This is a genomic window from Belnapia sp. F-4-1, assembly GCF_000802185.1.
Lineage (GTDB): Bacteria > Pseudomonadota > Alphaproteobacteria > Acetobacterales > Acetobacteraceae > Belnapia.
This window is the reverse complement of the sequence record NZ_KN676113.1, coordinates 2,439,091-2,457,524: the sequence shown is the minus strand read 5'-3', so window position 1 is coordinate 2,457,524 and position 18,434 is coordinate 2,439,091. Positions and strand designations below refer to the sequence as shown.

Sequence of the window (18,434 nt, the reverse complement as noted above, 5' to 3'; positions counted from 1 at the left end):
ATGTTCCGCCTCAACCTCCCGGCCGTTACCCTCGTTTTGGCCGCGGGCTTTGCTTCGCAGTCAGTAGCTCAGGCTGCGGCGGAAGAGCAAGCCGCAAGCGAGGCAGTCGCACTTCCAGAGCTGGCCGTCACCGCGGCTGGTGAGCGTGGTGACGGTCCGGTCGACGGCTATCGTGCCACCAGGTCGAACAGTGCAACCCGGACCGACACGCCGATCCGTGAAATCCCGCAGTCCATCAGCGTGGTGCCGCGAGCGGTACTCGACGACACAGCGGCTGTCCGCGTGGATGCGGCGCTCGATTATGCCGGCGGCATCGCACGCGGCAACAACTTCGGCGGCCAATCACTCTACGAGTACAATGTCCGAGGCTTCGCCACGGGCGAGTATTACCGCAACGGTTTTCCGGTGAACCGTGGCTACCAGGGCTCGCCCGATACGGCGGCGGTCGAGCGGCTGGAGGTGCTGCGCGGCCCGGCTTCGCTGCTGTACGGCCGCGGCGACCCGGGCGGCACGCTGAACATCGTCACCAAGCAGCCCATGGCCGAGAACTCGGCCGTCTTCGGCGGCCTGTTCGGCAGCCACGGGTTTTGGCGGGGAACCGTCGACGCGGCGGGGGCCCTGCGCGCCGACGGCTCCGCCAGCTACCGCCTGAACGGCGCCGTCGAGGGCGGCGGCAGCTTCCGCCGCCATGTCGAAAGCAACCGCCAGTATATCGCCCCGGCCCTCACCTGGCAGACCTCGCCCGACACGACCTTCACCCTTGAAGGCGAATTCCTGCACAACGACCGAACCTTCGACCGCGGGGTAGTAGCCTACGGCAACCGGCCCGGCGTGATTCCGCGCGACCGCTTCCTGGGGGAGCCGGGGGTCGGCACCAACCGCAACAACAGCGGCCTCGGCCAGCTCCGCTTTGACCACCGCATCAACAACGACTGGAGCCTGCGCGGCGGGGTGCAGTATTTCGGCGGCACCCTGGACGGCCGCGCGGTGGAGCCGAGCAGCCTCCTCGCTGATGGCCGTACGCTGCGCCGGGAGCTGCGGCAGCGCGAATTCGCCTGGAACGACCTCGACATCCAGCTGAACCTCGTCGGCCAGTTCACGACGGGGCCGCTGGGTCACACGCTGCTCGCCGGCCTCGAATACGAGCGCTACCACAACCGCGAGATCCTGAACCGCTCCAATCCCGGCGCCTCGCCCTTTACCATCGACATCCTCAGCCCTGTCTACGGTCAGCGGCTTCCAGCGCTGACACGCCGTTCCAACACGCTCGAGAACAGCAACACCTACGCGGCCTATCTGCAGGACCAGGTCTCCCTCACCGGCCGCTTGAAGCTGGTAGCGGGCATCCGGGTCGAGCATTTCGACCAGGATTTCACCCAGCGCAGCGCCGGCGCCGCCTCGCCGCAGACGCAGACCGCCGCCACGCCGCGGGTCGGCCTGATCTATGAGCTCACCGGCAACGTCTCGGCCTATGCCAGCTATGCGCAGTCCTTCCGGCCCAATCGCGGCGGGGACATCAATGGCCGCTCTTTCTCACCGGAGAAAGGCGAGGCGTATGAGGTGGGCGCCAAATTCGACCTGTTCGACGACCGGTTGAGCGCCACCGCGGCCCTGTTCCACATCACCAAGGAGAACGTGCTGACGGCCAACCCGGCCGACACCTCCTACAGCATCGCGGCGGGCGAGGTTCGCAGCCGGGGCTTCGACCTGACCCTGGCGGGCAACCCGCTGCCGGGATGGCGCATGATCGGCGGCTACGCCTATATCGACGCCGAGGTGACCCGCGACGCCGCGCTGCGCCCCGGCACCCGGCTGCTGAACGTGCCGCGGCACAGCGCAAGCCTGCTCAATGTCTATGAGTTCCAGGAAGGCCGGCTGCAAGGGCTAGGCCTCGGCGGTGGTGTCAACCTCGTCGGGAGCCGTGCCGGCGACACGGTCGGCTCCGCCTTCCGCCTGCCCGCCTATGCCACCGTGGACCTGCTTGCCTATTACAGGATCGGCGACCGCGTGCGGCTGAACCTCAACGTGAACAACCTCTTCGACAGGACTTATTACGACCGCTCCTACAGCAGCGTCTGGGTTTCGCCCGGCGCGCCGCTGACCGTGCTTGGCGGTGTGACGATCCGCCTTTAGAGCCTCCCGCATGTTTCGCCGTTCGCTCGGTATCTTGGGCACTGCAGCCCTCCTCGCGCGCCCTGCCCTCGGCCATGCTCCCACGGCCGCGCGCCGGCCGGGCGAGCGCGTGCTGCGGGTGGTCGCCCCCTTCGAGTTCGCCGGGCCCGACCCGGCACGCTCCGGCCACGTCTTCGCCCGCATGGGCGTCGGAGAGATGCTTCTGGGTGCCGATCCGGAAGGCCGCCCGGTGCCGATGCTGGCGGAATGCTGGAGCACCTCGCCGGACGGCCTGCTGCACCGCTTCGTGCTGCGACCCGGCGTGCGCTTCCATGACGGCAGCCCGTTGACGGCCGAGGCAGCGGCGGCAAGCCTCCGCCACGCCCATGCTGCCGCCTCGCCGCTCTCCCGCGTGCCGGTCGCTGCCATCGAGGCCACGAGCGATGCGGTGCTGATCCGCCTGAGCCGCCCCTTCGCGCCGCTGCCGGCCGTCCTGGCGAACTATGCCAGCATGATCCTCGCCCCTGCAGCCTATGACGAAGCAGGCAGGGTCCGTGCGGTGATCGGTACCGGCCCCTTCCGCGTCGAACGCTTCTCGCCTCCGTTGCAGCTCGATGTCGAGCGCTTCGAGGGATGGTGGGGTCCTCGCCCGGCCATCGGGCGCGCCTCCTACCTCGTCGTGTCCCAGGGCGAGGCGCGGGCCACGATGGCGGAAAGCGGGCATGCGGACCTGACCATGGCATTGCAGCCCGTGACCGTGGCGCGGCTCCGCCGCAGCCCGCGGCTCGAGGTCCTCACGGTTCCCGTGCCGCGCACCCGCATCCTGAAGCTCAACGCGGCATCGCTCTACTTCGCGGACCAACGGGTGCGCCATGCCTTGAGCCTGGCGGTCGATCGCCAGGGCATTGCCACGGCCCTGCTGCGGAACCCCGCGATGGCAGCGGACCAGCTCTTCCCGCCGACATTGCAGGGCTGGCACCTCCCCGCGCCGCCACCGCGGCGCGACCTGGGGATGGCGCGGACCCTGTTGGCCGAAGCGGGTTGGCGCCCGGGCCCGGACGGCATCCTGGTGGATGCAGAGCGCCGCCGCTTTGCCTGCCGCTGCACCACCTACATCAACTGGCCCGAACTGCCGCCGATCGCTACCGCGCTCCAGGCGCAGTTCCGCGAGATCGGCATCGACATGTCGGTGGTCATCGGCAACTCCTCCGACATCCCGCGCGGCCACCGCGACGGCACCCTGGAGATGGCCTTGATGGCGCGCAACTACGCGCTGGTCCCGGACCCGCTCGTTACCCTCCTGCAGGACTTCCGGCCCGGCGGGGGCGATTGGGGCGCCATGGGCTGGTCCGACGCGGCCCTCGACGCCGCGCTGCACGCGCTCTCCGCGCCGGAGGGGGACCCGGCCGCGGCGCGCCAGCGGGCAGCCGGGATCCTGCGCGAGGCCTTGCCGGTCATCCCAATTGCTTGGTCGGAACTGGGCGTCGCCATCAGCCGCGACCTGGCCGGCGTCACGGTGGACCCGTACGAGACCAGCTACCGCCTGCACGACATAGCCTGGGCACGCTGACATGGGCCGGCGCTTCCTGGACCGCTTCCTGCGGCCTGTCCTCATGCGGCTCGTCCAGCCGCTGCTCGTCGCCCTGATCGTCGGCGCGCTCGGCTTCGCGCTGATGGCCGTGCTGCCGGGCGACCAAGCCTTTCGCCTCGCCGCTGCGCGCTACGGCCCGGATATGGGCGATGCGGCCGCAGCCGCGCTGGTGCGGCAGGAGCTGGGGCTGGACCGGCCCTGGGCTGTGCAGTTCCTGGACTGGGTTGGCCGCCTGGTGCGGCTCGATCTCGGCCATTCCCTCGTCACCGGCGAGCCGGTGCTGCAGGAACTGACCATGCAGCTCGGCTACACGCTGGCGCTGGCGGGCGTCGCGCTGCCGCTCTCGGCCCTGCTCGGGCTTCCCTTGGGGCTCCTGGCCGGGCTGCAGCCGGGAGGCCCAGTGGACCGGATCATGCTCGGGCTCTCCGTCCTCCTCCGGGCCGTGCCTGCATACGCTCTCGGCCTGTGCCTGGTGACGGTGTTCTCCATCCATTTCGGCTGGCTTCCACCCGCGGGCTTCGAGGGGTGGCGCGAGTTCGTCCTGCCTGCCCTGACCTTGGCGCTCGGCTTGGCAGCGCTGTCAGCGCGGGTGGCGAGGGATTCGGTCGCGGTCGTGGCGGCGTCCCCCTTCATGGCCTTCGCGCGGTGGAAGGGCCTTCCGGAGCGGGCCGTGGTGCTGCGGCATGGCCTGCGCAACGCGGCCATTCCCGTCATAGCCCTGCTCGGCCTCCAGCTCGTCGGCCTTGTCGAGGGGCTCGTCATCGTGGAAAGCCTCTTCTCCTGGCCCGGGATCGGGCATGCGCTGGTGCACGCCATCTTTGCGCGCGACGTGCCGGTGGTGCAGGGCACGGCGCTGGCACTCGGGCTGATCTTCGTCCTGGTGAATGCCCTCGTGGACCTTGCCTGCGCCCTGATCGACCCGCGCCGCGCCAGGGCGGAAACATGAGAACCCTCGCGCCTGGCCGCAGGCTCGGACTGCTGCTGATCGTGTCGCTGCTGGGCTTCGGCCTGTTGGGGCCCTGGCTCGCCGGCACCGACCCGGCACACCAGATCCTGGCGCACTCCCTCGCTCCGCCGGGTGCGGACTACTGGCTTGGCGCCGACCATCTGGGCCGGTCCATGCTGGCGCGGCTGGCTCATGCCACCCGGCTCTCGCTCATGCTCGCGGCGGTCACGGTCGCCAGCGCGGCCATCCCCGGCACGTTGCTCGGCATCCTCGCTGCCTGGCGCGGCGGCTGGGTGGAAGGCGGCCTGGTGCTGGTCGCCGATGCGGTGCTGGCGCTGCCGGGCCTGCTGCTGGTCCTGCTGCTCGCCGCCTTCGCGCCGGGCGAGTTCCTGCCGCTCTATCTCGGCCTCGCCCTCGCAGGCTGGGTGGAATACTTCCGGGTCGCGCGGGCCATGGCGAGCGGCCTGCTGGCGCGACCACATGTGGAGGCGGCACGCCTGCTCGGCTTCGGGCCGGGCTATGTGCTGTGGCGCCTGCTGTTGCCGGGCCTCCTGCCGACCTTGGGCGTGCTCGCCGCCTTCGGGTTGGGGAGCGCCGTGCTTGCGATCTCGACCCTCTCCTTCATCGGGCTCGGCATCCATCCGCCCACGGCCGAGCTCGGCAGCATGACGACCGAGCTCCTGCCCTATGCCTATGAGGCGCCGCTGACGGTGCTGATGCCGGCGGCCCTGGTTTTCATGGCCGTGCTGGGCTGCCACCTGCTGGCCGGACGGGGACGCGCGTGAACGCCGTGCTGACCTTCGTGGGGCTTCAGGTGACGTCGGCGGACGGGACGGCGCTGGTGCGCGGCGTGGATGCAGAAGCGCGGCCCGGACAGCCGCTGACGTTGCTGGGCGAAACCGGCTCGGGCAAGTCACTGGTTCTCGCGGCCGCCATGGGAAGCCTGGCACCCGGCCTGCGTGCCAGGGGGCGTGTGATGCTGGACAGGACCGAGATGCTGTCCGCCACCCATTCGGCCCGGCGGGCGCTCTGGGGCCGTCGCCTGGCGACGCTGCCGCAGGAGCCCTGGCTCGCCCTGGACCCGACCATGCGCGCCCTGGGCCAGGTGGCAGAGGTCTACCGGCTGGTGCGCGGAATGCCCGCTGCCGCCTCCGAGCTGGAGGCGCGGGCGCGATTGGCGGAGCTGGGGCTCGGTGCCTCCGCCGCGCACTATCCCTTCCAGCTGTCCGGCGGCATGGCGCAGCGTCTCGCCCTCGCTATCCTGCGCGCCTCCGAGACGCCGGTTCTCCTTGCCGACGAGCCGACCAAGGGGCTCGATGCCGACCGGCGGGACGAGGCGGGAGCGCGGCTGCGGGCCGAGGCGGACCGTGGCCACACGGTGGTCTGCGTGACGCATGACGTGGCCATCGCCCGCGCCCTGGGTGGCGAGGTGGCGGTGATGCTGGAGGGCCGGGTGGTGGAGCGGGGCCCGGCGGAGACGGTGCTGCAGCATCCGTCCCACGGCTACACGCGGCGCCTGCTGGAGGCGGAACCGGCGCGGTGGCCTGCCCTGCCGCCACGGCCTGCGCCCCGTCGAGAGGTAGCAGTCGCGGCCGAAGGGGTGCGCCGCAGCTTCGGCCGCCGCCTCGTGCTGCGGGGGATCGATCTCTGCGTGCTGCGCGGTGAAATCGTGGCCGTCACCGGCCCGAGCGGCTGCGGCAAGACCACGCTCGGAGACGTGCTGCTCGGACTGCTGCGGCCGGATGCCGGAGTCGTCCGGCGCCTTTCCGGCGTAGCGCCCTGGCGCTTCGGCAAGCTGTACCAGGATCCCCCCAGCGCCTTCGCGCCGCACCAGACCATGCGGCAGGCGTTGCGCGACGTGGCGCGACGCCATGGCCTGTCCTGGGCCGCCATCGCAGCATTGCTCGAACGGCTGCGTCTCGGCCCGCTCCTGCTGGACCGCAGGCCGGAGGCGCTGTCGGGCGGCGAGCTGCAACGCTTCGCCCTTGCCCGTGTCCTCGCGCTCGATCCCGTTTTCCTCTTCGCCGACGAGCCGACATCGCGCCTCGACCCCATCACCCAGGGTGAGGTCTCGACTCTCCTCGGCGAGCTGGCTGCGGAGCGTGGCCTGGCTGTGCTCCTGGTGACGCATGATGCGGCACTGGCCGCGAAGCTGGCCGACAGGGTTGTGCAACTGAGGCCCTGCGGCGCCGAGTGCTGAACGGGCGGCCGATGGTGTTCCTGATGGGCAGGCCACAGCCATGCTGCATCGCGCCGAAGGGACCGCAAGCCCGAGAGCCAGCGGATATTGCGGCTACCGCACCGTGCGAGCTGGATGAGGCGGCAGCGGCCGACGAGACACCGGTTGCGGTCTGGCTGAAGGTGGTGGCCGCCTCCCACGCGCGACAGCCTGATCCGCAACAAGCGCTTGCGAAATAGCACGACCGGTCGTATCGTATGGCATGAAGTCGCAAGCGACCCGCGTCTCGCTGCTCCACCACGGCCTTCGCGCACTGAGCGTCGATGGCCTGTCGGGCGTGACCCTCGGCCGGTTGGCTGAGGCATCCAGCCTGTCCAAGAGTGGCCTCTTCGCTCATTTCCGCTCCAAGGAGCAGCTCGAGTTGGCGTTGCTCGACGAGGCGGCGCGCCTGGCGCACGCGCATGTCGTCGAGCCTGCGATGAAGGCCCCGGAAGGCCTGCCCCGGCTTTGCGGGCTGGTGGAACGGTGGATCGGCTGGCCCTCGCGCGCCGGCCTTCCCGGCGGCTGTCCCATCGCCTCCGCTTTGTTCGAGCTGGACGACGGCGAGGGACGGGTGCGCGAGCACATCGCCGCACTGGAGAAGGAATGGCGAGAGCTTCTCCACTCCCTCACCGCATCCGCCGTCGCACTGGGGCACCTGAAGGTGGAGACAGATATCGAGCAGTTCGTATGGGAACTCTGCGGCATCTATCTCAGCCATCATGCCTCGGCCCGCTTCCTGCGTGACCCCGCCGCCGGGGCACGGGCGCGGCACGCCTTCGATGCCTTGCTTCACCGCGCCGGCGCAGCGCGGCCGAGCTAGCCGGACCGGAATTCCCCCTTTGCCGCTCGCGCACGGATCACGAGCCGGCATGCAGGCCAACCCATGACAATCGGTGATCGGCGCATGAACCCCAGCGAAGCGATCAGGGCGGCGGAGTTGAGACAGCTTCGACGTCTGCGCCTGGCAGCGCTGGCAGAGGGGATGACGCTGGTCGTCCTCGTGCTCGTTGCCATGCCGGCAAAGCATCTGTTGGGTCTACCTGCGGTGACGAAGGCCATAGGGCCGATACACGGCCTGGCTTTCGTGGCCTATGCGTGGATGCTTCTCGCAACCGTGTCGGGCGGCTCCTGGCGCCGGGGCGAGATCCTGCGCCTGACGATCGCCGCCTTCGTGCCGTTCGGCACCTTCCTCAGCGCCGGTCTGCTGCGACGGAAGGAAGCAGCGCTGGTGGCGGCCGGGCAGAGCGGGTCGTGATGGACCAGCCCTGGCTGAAGGCTTTGCATGTCGCGGCAGTGCTTCTCTTTGCCGGCGGGCTCCTGGCGCAATCGCTCGCGGTCGCCGCAGCACTGCGGAACGACATCAGCCCCGGCGTCCTTGCCCGGCTGCGTCAGTGGGACCAGCGAGTCACCGTTCCGGCCCTGCTAACGGCATGGGCCTTCGGCATCGCCACGGCGCTGGACAATGGCTGGTTCGGAGCAGGTTGGCTATCCGCCAAGCTGCTGCTTGTCGTGGCGCTCACCGGCCTGCATGGCTTGCAGGCTGGCGCGCTCCGCCGCCTGGCGTTCCAGGCGGGGCGGCCGCCGCGCGGCCTCGGCCGGGCTCCGGCGGCGGTGGCGCTGGCACTCGCCGCAATCGCGGTGCTGGCCGTCGCCAAACCCTTCTGAGGACAGCAACGAACAGCGACGCTCGCTCTCCGACGGGGGCGTCCGCGGCACAACCGCGCAGCATCGTCCATTGCCTCTCCAGAAGAAGCCACAGCATCTGACCGAAGCGGGCATTCACAAACAATAGTGATGGACGCACGAAGTTTTGCAGGGAACCCTGGCGCCACCCGTCAGCGCCCAGAGGTTTCCCATGCTGCCAAATGCCGTAACGGTTGAAGCCGATATCGTCGTGGTCGGCGCCGGGAGTGCCGGCTGCGCGCTGGCCGCCCGCCTCTCCGCCGATCCGGGCCTGCGCGTCCTCGTGCTGGAGGCCGGGCGGCGCGACCGGCTCGGCATCACCCGCCTGCCGGCAGCGCTGCTGCGGACCATCGGCAACCCCCGCTATGACTGGGCCTATCAGTCGGAGCCCGACCCGACCCGCGGCGGCCAGTCGGAACTCTGGCCGCGCGGCAAGACGCTTGGCGGCAGCTCCGCCATCAACGGCATGATCTATGTCCGCGGCGCCGCTGCCGATTACGACGCCTGGGAGGCGATGGGTTGCGCCGGCTGGGGCTGGCGCAACGTGCTGCCCGCCTTCCGCCGGCTGGAAACGGCCGACGCGCCGGATGCCACGCATCGCGGCGGGGACGGCCCGCAGCGCGTCTCGGCCTTGCGCTGGCGGCACCGGCTGGCGGCGGACTTCATCGAGAGCGGCGTCGCCTGCGGCATCCCCCGCTCCGCCGACCTGAACGGCCCGCAGCATGAGGGCATCGGCTGGAACCAGGGCTCGATCCACGAAGGACGGCGGCATTCCGCCTACGACGCCTTCCTCGCCCCGGTGCTTGGCCGGCCGAACCTCACCGTGCTGGACGACGTGCTGGTGGAGCGCCTCCGCTTCGACGGACGGCGGGCGACAGGCCTCGCGGCGCGGCGCGGTGGCGCGGCGCTCGAGGTGATCGCGCGGCGCGGCGTGGTACTGACGGCGGGCGCCATCAACACGCCGCAGCTGCTGATGCTCTCCGGCATCGGCGCGGCGGAGGAGTTGCGGCGCCTTGGCATCGCCCCAGTGCTCGACCACCCGGAGGTGGGGCGGAACCTGATGGAGCATCCCGGCCTCTACGTGCAGGCCGAGATGGCGGCGCCCACCGCCAACCGCGAGACCACGCCGCTGCGCGCCGCCTATCACCTCGCCCGCTGGCTGGTGCGGCATGACGGGCCGGTCAGCGTGCCGACGGCGCAGGCCCTCGCCTTCTTCCGCTCGACGCCGGAGGCGGCGGAGCCGGACCTGCAATTCCACATCTTCCCCTATGGCTCGACCATCGGCCGTGGCGGCAAGCGGCTAATTCCGCGCCGCAACCTCGCCACCATCCTGATGAACGCCAATTTCCCCCGCTCGCGCGGCTGGCTGGAGTTGCGCTCGCCCGACCCGGCGGCGCCCATTGCCATCCATCCCCGGCTGCTGGAGCACAAGGATGACGTGGCGGCGCTGCTGCACGGGCTCGACTGGGTGCGGCGCATGGCGGGCACCGGCCCCTTCGGCGCCGGCTTGCGCAGCCTGATCGGCGTGCCGCCGGCGGCGGCAGGGCGGGAGGCGGACCTCGCCTATCTGCGGGAGGCGACGCGGCCCTTCTACCACCCGGCCGGCACCTGCCGGATGGGGCGGGATGCCGGGGCGGTGGTCTCGCCCGACCTCGCCGTGCAGGGCATGGAAGGGCTCTGGGTCGCCGATGTCTCCATTTTCCCACGCCACATCGCCGGCAACACCAATGCGACGGCGCTGATGATCGGCGAGCGCGGGGCCGAGCTTATCGCCTCGGCGTTGCGGCCGGGCGCGGCGCGGCCGGTCGAGGCGGTGCTGGAAGTCGCCTAACAGGCCCCCAGCCGGTAGATATCGGCGCGGCGGTTGGCGAGGGCCGGAAGCTCGGCCCGCAGCGCCTCCTGCCGTGCCAAGTCGAGCGTCGCGGCGACGACGCCGACCCCCTCGGGACGGCAGGCCAGCACCTGTCCCCAGGGGTCGACGATCATGCTGTGGCCGAAGCAGGCCCGGCCGGCGATGGATTCGCCGACCTGCGCGGCGGCGATGACGAAGCATTGGTTCTCCACCGCGCGGGCGCGCAGCAGCAGCTCCCAATGCGCCTGGCCGGTGTGCTGGGTAAAGGCGGCCGGCACCAGCAGCAGCCGTGCGCCCGCCAGCATGTGCAGCCGGTAGAGCTCCGGGAATCGGATGTCGTAGCAGACCGAGAGCCCGGCCCGGAGGCCCTCGATCTCCGCCGTCACCACCTGGTCGCCACCACCGACAGTGGCCGATTCCCGGTAGTTGGGCTGCCCGGCGAGGCCGATATCGAAGAGGTGCAGCTTGTCGTAGCGGGCGGCGATCCGCCCCTCGCGGTCGAAGAGCAGGCTGGCATTGTGGCAGCGCCCATCCGCGGCGCGGGCATGGAGCGAACCGGCCAGCACCCAGAGGCCAAGCCTCCGCGCCCGTGCCCCGATTGCTTCGGACAACGGCCCGGGAATGGGCTCGGCGGCGGCGAGCGCGCCCTCATCCGTGCCGAGATAGTCGAAATACTCCGGCAGCACGGCAAGGTCAGCACCTCCGGCCGCGGCCTCGTCCAGCAGGCCAAGCGCCGTGGCCAGGTTGGCTGCCTTGTCGCCGCGCGAGTTCATTTGGCATGCCGCGACACGCATTGAGTAATCCTTCCCAAACTGCCGCCATGACGACTGATTTCGTCAATAATTCCGCCATGAACAAGGTATCGAACCCATAGGTACGCTTCTGTACAAAATGTCCAACCCAGCGGTTTTTATTTAATATATTGCTGCAGCGCGAAGAACCCTCATCGCCAACGCCGCGTTGCCCCCGCCACTGCCACTTGGCTTCTACTCTTCGACAAGCAGGGCAGCAACGCCAGCGCATGGGCCAACCCGGGACACGGCCTGGGGCGCCCCAAGGAAGCACCAATGATTTCGAGACATCCCCGCCTGCTCACGCCCGGGCCGTTGGCCCTCGCGCCGGAGGTGAAAGCCTCCATGCAGAATGATCTCGGCTCCCGCGACCTCGCCTTCCGGCAAGTGACCCGCGATACCCGCCAATGGATTCAGGAACTGGCGCATGCTGGGCTGGACTACTCCACCATCCTGATGCAGGGCAGCGGCACTTTCGTTATCGAGGCGGCGCTGACCACCTTCCTCAAGGACAACGACAAGGTCCTGGTCTGTGCCAACGGCGTCTATGGCGAGACCGCGGCGAAGATCCTCCGCCGCCACCGGCTCGGCCATGTGGTGCTCACCCGCCCCGTCACCGAGCCGGTCTCGGTGGAGGAGGTCGCCAGGCGGCTGGCGGCCGATCCCCAGATCACGCACCTCTACGTCGTCCATTGCGAGACCACCTCCGGCATCCTGAACCCGCTGCCGGACCTCCTGGCGCTGGCGCGCAGCCGCGGCATCACCAGCATCGTCGATTCCATGAGCGCCTTCGGGGCGATCGAGATCGATGCCGCGCGGCATCCCTTCGACATCCTCATCTCCTCCGGCAACAAGTGCCTGGAAGCGCCGCCGGGCATCGCCTTCGCCATTGTCCGCCGCGCCCTGCTGACGCCGGAACTGACGGTGGCACGGACCTACACCCTCGACCTCTACGACCAGTGGCGCGGCTTCGAGGAGAATGGCGAGTGGCGCTCGACGCCGCCGACCCATGTGGCCCAGGCCCTGCGCGCCGCGTTGGTGGCGCTGCGGCAGGAGACGGTGGCTGGCCGCCATGCGCGCTACGCCGCCATCCGCGACCGGCTGATCGCGGGCATGCGGCCGCTCGGCTTCGCGCCGATCCTGCGTCCGGAGCTGCAGACACCGATTTGCGTCGCCTTCCGCAGCGACACGCTGGTGCCGGATGCGCTCGCCTTCGCCGACTACTACCAGCATCTCCGCAACGCCCGGCTGCTGATCTATGCCCGCTTCCATGAGGCGAGCCGCAGCTTCCGTATCGGCTGCATCGGCCAGATCGAACCCGGCTGGGTCGATGAGCTGGTGGAAGCGACGCGCGCTTTCGCCCTTGCCCGGCGCCAGCGCGGCGGCGGCGCAGGTCTTGCCCGGCGCGCGGCCGCGGGCCCGGAGCAGCGGCCATGAGGGCGGCCTCGCGCCCGGTCGCCGTGGCATCGCCGGCCGCCAACGGCGCCCCGGCCGAGGATGGCTTCCACCGCCTCCTCGCTGCCGAGGGTACCGACACCGTGCTGGTCTGCATGGTGGACATGCAGGGGCGGCTCGTCGGCAAGCGGCTGACGGCGCGCCAGGCGCGGGCGGAGGCGGGCGAGGCCATGCATGCCTGCGACTACCTGCTCGGCGTCGATGCCGAGATGGTGCCGATCCCCGGCCTCCGCGCCAGCGGCTGGGAGCGCGGCTTCGGCGATTTCTCCATCCGTCCTGACCCGGCCACCGCGCGGCTGCTGCCCTGGCAGCCGGGCACGCTGCTGGTGCTCGGCGACACGGTGGACCACGAGGGCCACCTGGTGCCGCATGCGCCGCGCAGCATGCTGCGCCGGCAGCTGGAGCGTCTGGCCGCCGCGGGCTTCGCCGCCAGCATGGCCTCCGAGCTCGAATTCACCGTCTTCCAAGGCGACTGGCAGCAGCTGCGCGCCGGCGGCTATCGCGGCCTGACGCCGGACGGCTTCTATTCGGAGGACTACCAGGTCTTCCAGGGCACCGGACGGGAGCCGCTGATGCGGGCCATCCGCAACGGCATGGAAGCCGCCGGCATCCCGATCGAATCCTCGAAGGGCGAGGGCGGGCCGGGCCAGGCGGAGATCACCCTGCTGCACGCCCCGGCGCTGGAGAGCGCCGACCGGCACGTGATCTACAAGACCGGGGTGAAGGAGATCGCCCAGGCCGCCGGCAAGACGGCGAGCTTCATGGCCAAGTGGCACGAGGCGCAGCCGGGCAGCAGCGGGCATATCCACGTCTCGCTCTGGACCGCGGACGGCGCGCCGGCCTCGGCCGGGCCGGAGGGCCTTTCGGCTGAATTCGGGCATTTCCTCGCCGGGCAGATCGCCCTGCTGCGGGAGATGACGCTATTCCTCGCGCCGGTGGTGAATTCCTACAAGCGCTTCCAGCCCGGCTCCTTCGCGCCGACCAAGGCCGTCTGGAGCCGCGACAACCGCACCGCCGCCTTCCGCGTGCTGGGCCATGGCAAGAGCCTGCGCGCCGAATGCCGCGTGCCGGGCGCCGATGTGAACCCCTACCTCGCCTATGCCGCGCTGATCGCGGCGGGGCTGCACGGGCTGGAGCAGCGCCTGCCGCTCGATCCGCCGGCCGAGGGCAACGCCTATCTCGCCGAGGGACTGCCGGAGATTCCGACCACGCTGCGCGAGGCGATGGCGGCCCTCGACCGCTCCGCCGTGCTGCGCGCCGCCTTCGGCGATGCGGTGATCGACCACTATGTCCGTGCCGCCGCCTGGGAACAGTCGGAACACGACCGCCGCGTCTCCGACTGGGAAATCGCCCGCTATCTCGAGCGGGCCTGAAGGGTCATCGATGGCAGACGACCAGACGAGCACGCCAGTCCCCGGCACGCTGGTGCGGCGCAGCCGATCCGGCAGCATGTTCTCCGGCCAGCCGGTGCGTAAGCCAGGCTGGCGGCGCGGGCTGCCCGTCCGCCTCCGTCCTGGGCTCGAGGCGGGACTCGTATTGCCCGGCAGCAGCGATCGGTCCCCGAAGACGATGCGGGTGGCGGCGTGACCGAGGCCGCCTGGGTCGCAGCGGCGGAAGCCGCGGCGGATGTGGCGGGCGCCGTCATCCGCCCCTTCTTCCGCGCCGGCCAGGGGCTGGACGCGGCGCTGAAGCAAGATCGCAGCCCCGTCACCATCGCCGACCGCACCGCCGAGCAGGCGATGCGCGCCGTGCTCGCCGAGCGCTGCCCGGATCACGGCATCCTCGGCGAGGAATTCGGCCTGCAACGGCCGGAGGCGAGGCTGCGCTGGGTATTGGACCCGATCGACGGCACCCGCGCCTTCATCACTGGCCGTCCGGTCTTCGGCACCCTTGTCGCGCTGCTGGACGGCGACCGCCCGATCCTCGGCATCATCGACCAGCCCATCACCGGCGAGCGCTGGGTCGGCGTCACGGGGCGGGCGACGCGCTTCTGCGGCCCCTTCGGCGGCCGGCCGGGGTGCCGGCCGTGCCCGGAACTCGGCCGGGCGGAGCTGTCCTGCACCAGCCCGGAGATGGTTGCTGGGGCGGAGGCACCGGGCTGGCAAAGGCTGGCCTCGCAGGTGCGGCGCGTCTCCTGGGGCGGCGATTGCTACGCCTACGGGCTGCTGGCGCTCGGGCAGATCGACGTCATCGCCGAGGGCGACATGAAGGTCTGGGACTGGGCCGCGCTGGTGCCGGTGATCGAGGGAGCCGGCGGCCGCATCACCGACTGGAGCGGCCAGCCCCTGCACCCGGGCGGTCCGGGCCAGGCCCTGGCGGTGGGCGACGCGGCCCTGCTGCCGCAGGCGGTTTCGCTTCTGGCGGCATAGCCCCGCCGGACACCGCCTCGGGATGGTCGAGCAAGCCGCTGGTGGCGGAATCCTCGACCAGCGAGCCGTCGCCATGCAGCAGGACCACGGGCGGGTTGCCGATGCCGCTCTCGGTGCAGCGCAAGGTCACGCCATCCGCCTCCACGAAGCGCTCCGGGAGCGGTGCAGAGTCGCGCCGCTCATGCGGCTGCCGCTCCGTGGCCGGGGCGCCGGGCCCCACCTCCGGGAACCGCATGCCTGCAGGACCAGGGCTGAGGCCGTGGCAAGGGCCACGGCGATACTGGCCCTCCTCGGTCTGGATCGGGGCCGCACCGGTCTTGGGGCGCCAGCCCGAGCGGCATCAGTGTGACGCCGGAACTCGGCGAGGCACTCGATTGCCGCTGAACAAGCCTGGTCACAGGAGATCGCACCATCAGGTCCTAGGGTTGCATACCGAGGCCTGTCCGCCCTGCCGGCGTCGATCGTACAGGCGGCTTTGGCAAAGATTGGCATGCACCCTGCCCCTCCCTAAGGTCCTGTGCATGCCTCCATCTGCAACCATGAACGTATCGATCACCCCGGAACTCGCCGCCTTTGTCCAGGGGCGGGTTGCCACGGGTCGCTACCGCAGCGCCAGCGAGGTGGTCCGCGCTGCCCTGCGGCGGCTCGTCGAGACGGAACGCGAACGGGATTTGCCGCCCGTTCCGCAAGCCAAGGCGTCGCGCCGGGGACGGGCCGGTGGACGTTGAAACCTGGCCCGGCTTCCCCGCCGTGCAAGGCGAGATGGCCGATCGCCTCCGCGCCCATGAATGGGGGGCGACGCCGCTCGGGCCGATCGAATGCTGGCCGCAGAGCCTGCGCACGGCGGTCGACCTGATGCTCGCCGCACGCCACCCGGTCTATATCGCCTGGGGCCCGGAACTCACCTCGCTCTTCAACGACGGCTACATCCCCATTCTGGGCAACAAGCATCCGGCAGCGCTCGGCAAGCCCTGTGCAGAGCTCTTCGCGGAGGTCTGGCACGAGTTCCAACCGTTGGTTACGGCGACGATGGCCGGCGAGGCGCAACACTTCGTCGACAGGCCTGTCGCCCTGGCGGGCCGGCCAGGCCTGCCCATGAGCTGGTTCACCTTCTCCTGGACGCCGCTGCGCGACGAGGCCGGCAGGATCGCAGGCATCTACTGCTCAGCGACCGACACCACCGAGAAGGTCCTCGTCGAGCAAGCGCTCCGGGCCCGCAGCGAGCGGGACCTACGCCGCAGCCAGACCGAGCGCGAGCGCCAGCGCCGCCTCTACGAGGCCATCCTGACGAACACTCCCGACCTGGCCTACGTCTTCGACCTCGACCACCGCTTCATCTACGCCAACGAGGGGTTGCTGCGGATGTGGGGCCGGACCTGGGATGAGGCGATCGGCAAGACCTGTCATGAATTGGGCTACCCGGACTGGCATGCGGCGATGCACGACCGCGAGATCGAGCAGGTCATCGCGACCAGGCAGCCGATCCGCGGCGAGGTGCCGTTCGCGGGGACCTTCGGACGCCGGATCTACGACTACATCTTCGTGCCGGTCATCGATGCCGATGGTCGGGTCGAGGCGGTCGCGGGGACGACGCGTGATGTCACGGAAAGCCGGCAGGCGGAGGAGGCATTGCGCGAAAGCGAGGCGCGCTTCCGGGTGATGGCCGATGCAGTCCCCCAGATCGTCTGGATCACCGACGCGGAGGGGCGGACGGAGTTCTTCAATCGCCAATGGTCGGACTACACCGGCGTTCGCTACGAGCCGACGACGGCAGCCGGGGTCGCGGCCAACTTCGTCCATCCCGATGATGCGGAGGTGACGATGACGCGGTTCGAGGAAGCACGCCGGACCGGTGGCAGCTTCCTCGTCGAGCACCGCATCCGCTCGAAAGACGGCGAGTACCGCTGGTTCCTGGTCCGCGGCGAGCCGCATCGCGACTCCAGCAGCGGCGAGATCGTCCGCTGGTTCGGCGCTTCGGTCGACATCCACGACCGCAGGGAGGCCGAGGCGGCACTGCGCGAGAGCGAGGCGCGCTGGCGCGGGCTGTTCGGGCGAATGCAGGAAGGCGTCGAGGTGGACGAGCTGGTCTACGACGCCGATGGACGGGCCGTTGACGTCCGCTATCTCGAGGTCAACCCGGCCTGGGAGCGCCAGACCGGCCTGCCGCGGGAAACCGTGGTCGGCCGCCGCATGGGCGAGATCTTCCCGGCGGAGGAGGTAGCCTTCTGGACCGAAGCATTCGCACGGGTCGCCGAGACGGGCAAGGCGGCGGATATCGAGCGCTACGTCGCCCCGCTTGGACGCTGGTACGAGGTGATCGCCTATCCGTTCGAGCCGGGCCGGACCGCCGCGCTGGTGCTCGACGTGACAGTGCGCAAGGCGGAGGAGGAGCGGCGGGCACTGCTCATGCGCGAGGTGGACCACCGCGCCAAGAACGCGCTGGCCGTGGTGGGGGCCGCGCTGCGGCTGACGCGGGCGCCCGATGTGCCGACCTTCCAGCGGATTGCATTGGGGCGCATCTCGGCGCTGGCGAGGGCGCAGACATTGCTGGCGCAGGATCGCTGGCGTGGGGCCGACCTGCGCACGCTGGTCGAGGGGGAACTGGCGCCCTTCGTGGGCGAGGTCGGCCCCCGTGTGGAGGTGAACGGCGCGTCGGTGGTCCTGCCGCCCGGGGCGGCACAGCCGGTAGCGATGGCGCTGCACGAGCTGGCGACGAACGCGGTGAAGTACGGAGCGCTCTCGGTGGCCACGGGCCGTGTCTCGGTCTCGTGGCGCTTTGACGACGAGGCGCTTGGCAGGTTGCGGCTGCGCTGGGCCGAAGCCAGTGGGCCTCCCGTCGACGGGCCGCCGCTGCGCCGCGGCTTCGGGTCGCGCGTGATCGAAGACACGATCCGCCGCCAGCTCGGCGGCGAGGCGTCGCTGACCTGGGACGCGGGCGGCGTGGCCTGCGAGATCACCGTACCGCTCTGGAATGCCGGTGACGGCGGGGCAGCGGCGCAGTACGGCGACGGCGCCGAGCGGGAAAGCGCCGCAGGCCATGCCGGCGATAGCCTTGCCCGGGCCGAGCAGCATGTCCGGGACGCCGAGCAGGGCGTCGCTCGCCAGCGCCTCATCGTTGAGGGAATAAGCGAGCACCGCCATCCCCGCGCCCTGGCGGAGGCGAGGCGGGTTCTTGCGGCACTTCAGCAGACGCTGCAACTGGCGCTGCACCACCTCCGCCGGGAGCGGCAGATGCGTGGACTGGATCCATGGGACGGATCGCACGGGCACTAGGGCGAGGCTTTGCACAATGCTCGCAGACACCCGGCCGCATCGGAGAAGCGGCCGGATGCCTACCTGGACCGCGCCATGCATCTTACGAGCGGGAATGTCGTTCCTGTTCCGGCCGGACAAGCCTGGCGGCGCGGAGGTGCC

General features: G+C 70.5%; 16 protein-coding genes. 15 read left to right on the top strand and 1 reads right to left on the bottom strand.

The genetic code is table 11. From position 1 onward, the window contains the following. The 9 genes from LH62_RS11720 (at position 1) to LH62_RS11680 (ending at position 10,384) form a co-directional block, all read left to right on the top strand. The gene (locus LH62_RS11720) at positions 1-2,133 is read left to right on the top strand and encodes a TonB-dependent siderophore receptor (protein WP_043361460.1); all 2,133 of its coding nucleotides are present in this window, start codon (positions 1-3) and stop codon (positions 2,131-2,133) included. Positions 2,134-2,143: 10 nt separating this feature from the next. Further along, a complete protein-coding gene (locus LH62_RS11715; RefSeq protein ID WP_043361448.1) occupies positions 2,144-3,682 on the top strand; it encodes an ABC transporter substrate-binding protein in 1,539 nt (512 codons plus the stop codon). A gap of 1 nt (position 3,683) precedes the next feature. Continuing rightward, positions 3,684-4,649, top strand: coding sequence for an ABC transporter permease (locus tag LH62_RS11710; protein WP_052214253.1), 966 nt, complete (start codon positions 3,684-3,686; stop codon positions 4,647-4,649). Then, positions 4,646-5,434, top strand: coding sequence for an ABC transporter permease (locus tag LH62_RS11705; RefSeq protein WP_043361446.1), 789 nt, complete (start codon positions 4,646-4,648; stop codon positions 5,432-5,434). Before LH62_RS11710 ends, LH62_RS11705 begins: the two co-directional genes overlap by 4 nt. Further along, on the top strand, positions 5,431-6,849 hold the full coding sequence (locus LH62_RS11700; RefSeq protein WP_043361445.1) for an ABC transporter ATP-binding protein: 1,419 nt from the start codon (positions 5,431-5,433) through the stop codon (positions 6,847-6,849). Before LH62_RS11705 ends, LH62_RS11700 begins: the two co-directional genes overlap by 4 nt. Before the next feature lie 241 nt (positions 6,850-7,090). Further along, positions 7,091-7,690: a TetR/AcrR family transcriptional regulator gene (locus tag LH62_RS11695; RefSeq protein ID WP_043361442.1), complete on the top strand. Its 600-nt coding sequence runs from the start codon at positions 7,091-7,093 to the stop codon at positions 7,688-7,690. Between the two features lie 84 nt (positions 7,691-7,774). Then, positions 7,775-8,125, top strand: coding sequence for a DUF3817 domain-containing protein (locus tag LH62_RS11690; RefSeq protein WP_052214976.1), 351 nt, complete (start codon positions 7,775-7,777; stop codon positions 8,123-8,125). Continuing rightward, positions 8,125-8,535, top strand: a complete 411-nt coding sequence (locus tag LH62_RS11685) for a CopD family protein (RefSeq protein ID WP_043361439.1) — start codon at positions 8,125-8,127, stop codon at positions 8,533-8,535. Before LH62_RS11690 ends, LH62_RS11685 begins: the two co-directional genes overlap by 1 nt. Before the next feature lie 190 nt (positions 8,536-8,725). Further along, positions 8,726-10,384, top strand: coding sequence for a GMC family oxidoreductase (locus tag LH62_RS11680; protein WP_052214251.1), 1,659 nt, complete (start codon positions 8,726-8,728; stop codon positions 10,382-10,384). Here LH62_RS11680 and LH62_RS11675 read toward each other — a convergent pair. Further along, positions 10,381-11,199: a carbon-nitrogen hydrolase family protein gene (locus LH62_RS11675; RefSeq protein WP_043361438.1), complete on the bottom strand. Its 819-nt coding sequence runs from the start codon at positions 11,197-11,199 to the stop codon at positions 10,381-10,383. The two genes, LH62_RS11680 and LH62_RS11675, sit on opposite strands and share 4 nt — an antisense overlap. 273 nt (positions 11,200-11,472) lie before the next feature. Here LH62_RS11675 and LH62_RS11670 point away from each other — a divergent pair, with 273 nt between their 5' ends. The 6 genes from LH62_RS11670 (at position 11,473) to LH62_RS11655 (ending at position 18,293) form a co-directional block, all read left to right on the top strand. Beyond that, a complete protein-coding gene (locus LH62_RS11670) occupies positions 11,473-12,633 on the top strand; it encodes a 2-aminoethylphosphonate--pyruvate transaminase (RefSeq protein WP_043361436.1) in 1,161 nt (386 codons plus the stop codon). Continuing rightward, positions 12,630-14,024, top strand: a complete 1,395-nt coding sequence (locus tag LH62_RS11665; protein WP_082012517.1) for a glutamine synthetase family protein — start codon at positions 12,630-12,632, stop codon at positions 14,022-14,024. The genes LH62_RS11670 and LH62_RS11665 overlap by 4 nt, the downstream gene beginning before the upstream one ends. 10 nt (positions 14,025-14,034) lie before the next feature. Beyond that, on the top strand, positions 14,035-14,238 hold the full coding sequence (locus tag LH62_RS30305; RefSeq protein ID WP_144404458.1) for a hypothetical protein: 204 nt from the start codon (positions 14,035-14,037) through the stop codon (positions 14,236-14,238). Next, positions 14,235-15,020, top strand: a complete 786-nt coding sequence (locus LH62_RS11660) for an inositol monophosphatase family protein (protein WP_043361434.1) — start codon at positions 14,235-14,237, stop codon at positions 15,018-15,020. The genes LH62_RS30305 and LH62_RS11660 overlap by 4 nt, the downstream gene beginning before the upstream one ends. A 101-nt stretch (positions 15,021-15,121) precedes the next feature. Further along, complete coding sequence (locus LH62_RS32705; protein WP_369796759.1) at positions 15,122-15,748, top strand: type II toxin-antitoxin system ParD family antitoxin; 627 nt, start codon at positions 15,122-15,124, stop codon at positions 15,746-15,748. Next, positions 15,738-18,293 (top strand): PAS domain S-box protein, encoded by a 2,556-nt coding sequence (locus tag LH62_RS11655; protein ID WP_052214249.1) that lies wholly within the window; start codon positions 15,738-15,740, stop codon positions 18,291-18,293. Before LH62_RS32705 ends, LH62_RS11655 begins: the two co-directional genes overlap by 11 nt. Positions 18,294-18,434 lie beyond the last annotated feature (141 nt).